The following is a 4,813-nucleotide window of genomic DNA, read 5'->3' as shown; positions in this document are numbered from 1 at the left end:
CCGCCCGCCGGGAGGCGCTCGAGGAAACCTCGCTGGAGGTCGAACTCATCCGGCAGTTTCACGCCTACAGCGATCCGAGGCGGGACCCCCGCCAGCACAACGTGACGGTGGTTTTCATCGCCCGGCCCCTCGGCGGTGCGCTCCGGGGGCGCGACGATGCCCGGCGGGCGGCGGTTTTTCCGAAAAACGCCCTTCCCGCCCCGCTGGCCTTCGACCACGGGGAAATTCTGGCCGATTATCTCGCGGGAAAGTATTGAGGGGCCTCCGGCCCGCGCGCCCTGCTGATCTCCCCTATCTCCTTGTTTAATGGTAGTATGTTCAGGTTGAAGCGGCTCCGGGGCCGGTACCGCCCTGTCCCGGGCGCCTTTTGAGAGGCTGCTGCCATGCGGAGCGAGGACACTTGTTCATGGCTTCCCTGCGCCGGTACTTCCGGCGAGCGATACAGCTTACCCGCCTCGACATGCAGGCCGTCATGGAGCGGGACCCGGCGGCGCGCTCGTGGGCGGCGGTCATCTTATGCTATCCCGGCTTCCACGCCATTTTGCTGCACCGGCTCGCGCACTTCCTCTGGATGCGCGAGCGGACGCTGCTCGCCCGCTGGCTGAGCCACCTCAACCGCTTCCTGACTGGAATCGAGATCCACCCGGGCGCGCAGATCGGCGTCGGCTTCTTCATCGATCACGGCATGGGCGTGGTGATCGGCGAGACATCGGTCATCGGGAAAAACTGCACCATCTACCACGGCGTCACCCTCGGCGGCGTGAGCCTCGAGAAGGGAAAGCGCCACCCCACGCTGGAAGACGGCGTCATGGTCGGCGTGGGCGCCAAGATCATGGGGCCCCACACCATCGGCGCGGGCAGCCGGGTGGGCGCAGGCTCGGTCGTGATCGGGGATGTCCCGCCCGGATGCACCGTGGTGGGCGTTCCGGCGCGGGTGGTCTACCGCGACGGCGAGGGCCGCCTGGCGGAGCCGATGGCGCTGGCGTTCGAGCACCACAAGCTCCCCGATCCGGTGGAAAACGCGCTGCAGGCGCTGAACAAGCGTGTGGCGGATCTTGAGCGCGAACTCGAGAGCTACCGCACAGCGGAAAGCCGCGAAAAGCCGGACGCGCCATGACCGCCATCTACTTCGACCACAGTGCGACCACCCCGGTGCGGCCGGAAGTGGCGGCGGCCATGCGCCCCTTCCTGGAATCCGCCTTCGGCAACCCCAACAGCATCCACCGCTTCGGACGCGAGGCCCGGGCCGCAATCGACGCGGCCCGCGAGCACGTCGCCGAGCTTATCGGCGCGGAGGACCCCGAGGAGATATTCTTCACCTCGGGCGGCACCGAGAGCGACAATTGGGCCCTCAGGGGCGCCATCGAAGCCGCCGGCGGCATCGGACACATCGTCACCACCGGCGTCGAACACCCCGCCGTACTCGACACCTGCAAGGCGCTTCAGAGCAAAGGCGTTGCGGTCACCTTCATCCCGCCGGATGAAACGGGGCGCGTCCCGGCGGAAAGCGTCATCGCCGCCATCCGGCCGGACACCCGGATCGTTTCGGTGATGTGGGCCAACAACGAGGTCGGCACCCTTCAGCCCATCGAAGCCATTGCCGAGGGGTGCCGCGCGCGCGATGTGCTCTTTCACACGGATGCCGTGCAGGCGGTCGGGAAGATTCCGATCGACGTCAAAAATGTGCGGGTGGACCTGCTCTCTGCGAGCGCCCACAAGATCAACGGACCGAAGGGAACGGGCTTTCTCTATATGCGGCGGGGGACCATTCTCCCGCCCCTCATCACTGGCGGCGGCCAGGAAAACGATCTCCGCTCCGGGACCGAAAACGTCGCCGGCATCGCGGGCATGGGGGCGGCCTGCCGCCTCGCCCGGGAGGAGGGGGAGGCGGCCCGTGCGCATATCCGGCGCCTGCGCGATCGGCTCGAAAACGAGGTCTGCGAGCGGATCCCGGATGTGGTGGTGAACAGCCATCCCGAACACCGCCTTCCGGGAACCGTCAACCTGAGCTTTCTCGGGGCCCAAGGCGAGACCTTGCTCATCCGGCTGGACCTCGAGGGGATCGCCGTGAGCACGGGCTCGGCCTGCAGCGCGGGCTCGACCGAGCCCAGCCACGTTCTTCTCGCCATGAATCTTCCCAAGGAACGGATTCAGGGCTCCCTCCGGTTCAGCCTGGGCTGGGGAAACTCGGACGCGGACGTTGATGCGCTTCTGCGGGTACTGCCGGAGGCGGTCTCCCGGGTCCGGGCCAGCGCCCCGAAGGAGCGGGCCACTTCCTAGGGCAGAACGCCATGGCCAAGACCGACCGCCACTACAACGAAACCGTGCTCCGGCACATCGCCGACCCGCACAACATCGGCGTCATCGAAGATGCGGACGCCGTCGGGGAGGGCACGAACCCCTCCTGCGGGGATGAGGTGAAGCTCTATCTCAAGTTCGAGGGGGAGCGCGTCGCCGACGCCAAGATGGAAATCCTCGGGTGCGGCGCCATCACGGCGGCGATGAGTTCCCTGACGGACGAGGTCGTCGGCAAGACGGCGGCGGAGCTCCGCGGTCTGACGCACGAGAAGATCGCCGCGAGCGTGGGCGGGCTGCCGGCTCACAAACGCCACTGCGCCCAGCTGGCCCACCGGATTCTTCAAAACGCGCTGGATAACCGCGAAGGGCGGTGAAACCCTGAATCCCTTTTGGATGAAAACACCCCGATGAAAGTGAACGTTCGAGAGATCGAAGCGCTGCGAAGCGCCGCCCTTCGGCTCGATGAGGCGCCCTCGCCGGAGAAGACGGGGCTCATCTGGGGCCGCCTCTACACCCGGTGCGCGGGCACACCGGCGGCGGGCCCGGCTTTCGGCCTTCTGTATGAGGGTGAGGGCTACGAGGCGTGCTGGCCCCTTCTGCCGGGACAGCCGATCGCCGATGGACTCCGTGAGCGAACGACGGAGACGGGCTGGTACGCCGCCGCCATCCACGAGGGCGGGTACGACCGCCTGCGGGAAACTTTTGTGGAAATACTCGAAAAATGGCTGCCCCACAGCGGCTTCCGAAGGCGGGAGGGTCCCCTCCTCGAGCGCTACCTGATCGATCCGCGCGATGCCGCCGAGGCGGACCTCCGCACCGAGGCCTGCGTCCCGGTCGCACCCGATCCCATCGAATAGCGGGATGCGGGAAAAACCCGGGGGCCGCCTAGGGCGTGTTGTTCTTGAAGTCGATCTTTTCGACGGAGAGGATCTCGAAAGAGCGGACGCCACCCGGAAGCTGGATGGAAACTTTGTCCCCCTCTTCCTTCTGGAGCAGCCCGCGGGCAAGCGGCGCGGCGAAGGCGATGATGCCGTTGCGAAGATCGCTTTCCTCCTCCCCCAGAATCTTGTAGGTGAGTTCCTCATTCCGATCCAGATCGAAGAGGGTCACCTGGGTGCCGATCGTGACGCGGCTGCCGTCAATCGAAAGTTCCTCGATGAGGGCGGGATCCTGGAGTTTTTCGAGAATCTTGCTGGCTTCGTGCTTCAGGTTCGCTTGAAGCTCGAGGGCAGCGTCCCACTCGGCGTTCTCGCTCAAGTCCTTAAAAGCGGCCGCTTTGGCAAGTTCCTGGGCCACCTCGATCTTCAGGCGCATCTGAATGGCGCCCACTTTTTCTCGAAGCCGCCCGAGACTCTCACGGGTCAGATAATACGGCATCTTCAAACCTCTAAAGGTAAAGGCGGTCCTGCAAACACATCGCCCGAACCCGGCGCCCTCACGCTTTGGCCGCCTGGCCGGTCCGGGCGGGCGTCTGCCGGAAATCGTATCCGGTCTCTTTCACAAAAGCCTCGATCAGTTTCCGGGTCACCGGCCCCGGCACCTCTTTTTTCGGATGAAAGCTGTCCACCGACCGCACCGGCATGGCGCATATGGCGCTCGAGGTCAGAAAATACTCCTCCGCCTGCGCCACGTCATACATCGTAAAATTCCGCTCCTCGAGCGGAATGCCCAGCCGCTCGGCCAGCTCGAACACCGCCTTGCGGGTCACCCCCTCGAGGATGTTCCGCTCGGGCGGCGTCCAGAGCACACCATCGCGCACGATGAAGATGTTCGCCACCGAGTTCTCGGCCACGTTTCCGTGAATATCCAGCATCAGGGAAAGCGCCCCCGAGGCGGCGGCGTCGAGCTCGGCCAGGATCTGGTTCATCTTGCTCGTCACCTTGGCGCGCGTCTCGACGCACTCGGGCGGGTTCCGCCGCGTGGCCGTGACCGCCAGCTTGACGCCCTCGCGGTAGTTTTTCGCAAATCTCTCGACATCCACCGGGCGCCAGAAGATGAGCACGGTCGCGCCGGCGCTCTCGCGGGCCGCCATCGAAGGATCATCCACCCCGCGGGTCACCCAGTGGCCCACGCGGTACATGCCCTCCTCCTCCGTCCGGCACAGGTTGGTCTCGAGCGTCGCGAGGGTGGCCTGCTTCATCTCCTCGGGACTGATCCCGGGATCGATCCGAACATAGCGGAGCGAGCGGTAGAGGCGGTCGATGTGATCCTCGAGGCGGTAGAGCTTGCGCCCGAAGCAGGGGGTGATTTCATACACCCCGTCCCCCCAGAGGAAGCCGCGGTCGAACGGAGAGATGCGGGCCTGGCTCTCCTCGATGATCTCGCCGTTCAGGTAAAGAAACCGCTCTCCCGGCACCTTTTGCCCCCCTCAACTCAAAACAAAATAAGGCTGCCCCAAAAGGGCAGCCGCGATTCGAGCCTCGTTTCCTGCAACAATTATACACAGAGCGGCGGATGCATGAAAGCCGCGAATTGCTCTTCTCTTCAGGGCTTTTTCAGGATTTGCCCCTCTTTT

Annotated in this window: 7 protein-coding genes; 5 read left to right on the top strand and 2 right to left on the bottom strand. The window is 65.2% G+C overall.

Annotated elements, in window-relative coordinates; genetic code table 11:
• The 5 genes from O2807_12000 to O2807_11980 form a co-directional block, all read left to right on the top strand.
• The coding region (locus tag O2807_12000) for an NUDIX domain-containing protein (GenBank protein ID MDA1001220.1) at positions 1–257 on the top strand (257 nt) is incomplete at its 5' end.
• 149 nt (positions 258–406) lie between these two features.
• Positions 407–1,117 (top strand): serine O-acetyltransferase, encoded by a 711-nt coding sequence (cysE, locus tag O2807_11995; GenBank protein MDA1001219.1) that lies wholly within the window; start codon positions 407–409, stop codon positions 1,115–1,117.
• Complete coding sequence (locus O2807_11990) at positions 1,114–2,280, top strand: cysteine desulfurase family protein (protein MDA1001218.1); 1,167 nt, start codon at positions 1,114–1,116, stop codon at positions 2,278–2,280. Before cysE ends, O2807_11990 begins: the two co-directional genes overlap by 4 nt.
• A gap of 11 nt (positions 2,281–2,291) precedes the next feature.
• Positions 2,292–2,672: an iron-sulfur cluster assembly scaffold protein gene (locus O2807_11985; GenBank protein MDA1001217.1), complete on the top strand. Its 381-nt coding sequence runs from the start codon at positions 2,292–2,294 to the stop codon at positions 2,670–2,672.
• Between the two features lie 33 nt (positions 2,673–2,705).
• Complete coding sequence (locus O2807_11980) at positions 2,706–3,155, top strand: GyrI-like domain-containing protein (protein MDA1001216.1); 450 nt, start codon at positions 2,706–2,708, stop codon at positions 3,153–3,155.
• Positions 3,156–3,183: 28 nt separating this feature from the next.
• On the opposite strand, the gene O2807_11975 is transcribed toward O2807_11980, so the two are convergent.
• Positions 3,184–3,675, bottom strand: a complete 492-nt coding sequence (locus tag O2807_11975; protein MDA1001215.1) for a GreA/GreB family elongation factor — start codon at positions 3,673–3,675, stop codon at positions 3,184–3,186.
• Positions 3,676–3,733: 58 nt separating this feature from the next.
• On the bottom strand, positions 3,734–4,654 hold the full coding sequence (locus O2807_11970) for an aminotransferase class IV (protein ID MDA1001214.1): 921 nt from the start codon (positions 4,652–4,654) through the stop codon (positions 3,734–3,736).
• Between the last annotated feature and the right edge of the window lie 159 nt (positions 4,655–4,813).

The organism is bacterium, assembly GCA_027622355.1.
Classification (GTDB): domain Bacteria; phylum UBA8248; class UBA8248; order UBA8248; family UBA8248; genus JAQBZT01.
Note: the sequence above shows the minus strand (reverse complement) of the source record. Positions and strands in the feature narration are given on the sequence as shown.